Genomic DNA, 772 nt, shown 5'->3' on the forward strand with positions numbered 1-772 from the left:
ACTGGTTCGATCCCAGTATCGCCCACCGGCTGCGAGGGCGGAGTGTGTTCGCGTCAGCAACGCGAACACATTCCGCCCTCGTCGTTTCCATGCGGTCGTGCCCCGTACGCGTGTCCCGTACGGCGGGGTTTCACCACCCGGCGGCGGACGCGCGACGTGCAGGCGGGTACCCGCCTGCACGGCCCGGAGCGGACACTGGCCGTATGGACTGGTGCCGTTACCGCTTCCGCAGCCGCTGGGACCTCGACGCCCCGCCCGCCGCCGTGTACGCCGTGCTGGCGGACTGGGAGCGGTATCCGCGGTGGTGGCGGCAGGTGCGCGAGGTGTCGCGCGTCGACGACCGGACCGGGACCGCCCGCGTCCGCTCCTTCGCCCCGTACGACCTGAGGGTGACCAGCACGCGGCTGCGCGAAGACCCGGCCGCCGGAGTGCTCCAGGCCGCGGTGTCCGGCGACGTGGAGGGGTGGGCCCGCTGGACGGTGCTGCCGCACGGCACCGGCACCCGCGCCGTGTTCGACCAGGAGGTCGTGGCCCGCAAGCCCCTGCTGCGCCGCCTGGCCGTCCCCGGCCGCCTCGTCTTCCGCGCCAACCACGCGCTGATGATGCGCGCGGGCCTGCGCGGGCTGCGGGCGCGCCTGGCCGGGACGGCGGCCGGCCCGGAAGCGGTTTGATGGCAACGGCCCGCGACCTGTATCGTTCAGGGCGTCACGGCGGGCCGCCAAGCCCGCTGGCCGGGCTTACGGCACCGGGCGATTAGCTCAGCGGGAGAGCG

General features: G+C 74.5%; 1 protein-coding gene. It reads left to right on the plus strand.

Translation table 11 applies throughout. The annotated features are described in order from the left end of the window. Window positions 1–203 precede the first annotated feature (203 nt). On the plus strand, window positions 204–671 hold the full coding sequence (locus RKE29_RS30225; protein WP_312008891.1) for an SRPBCC family protein: 468 nt from the start codon (window positions 204–206) through the stop codon (window positions 669–671). Window positions 672–772 lie beyond the last annotated feature (101 nt).

This window comes from Streptomyces sp. B1866 (genome assembly GCF_031932565.1).
Taxonomy (GTDB): domain Bacteria; phylum Actinomycetota; class Actinomycetes; order Streptomycetales; family Streptomycetaceae; genus Streptomyces.

Bases quoted from the DNA above. Each gene is read 5' to 3' on its own strand.
- RKE29_RS30225 (WP_312008891.1), top strand. From the start codon at position 204: ATGGACTGGTGCCGTTACCGCTTCCGCAGCCGCTGGGACCTCGACGCC.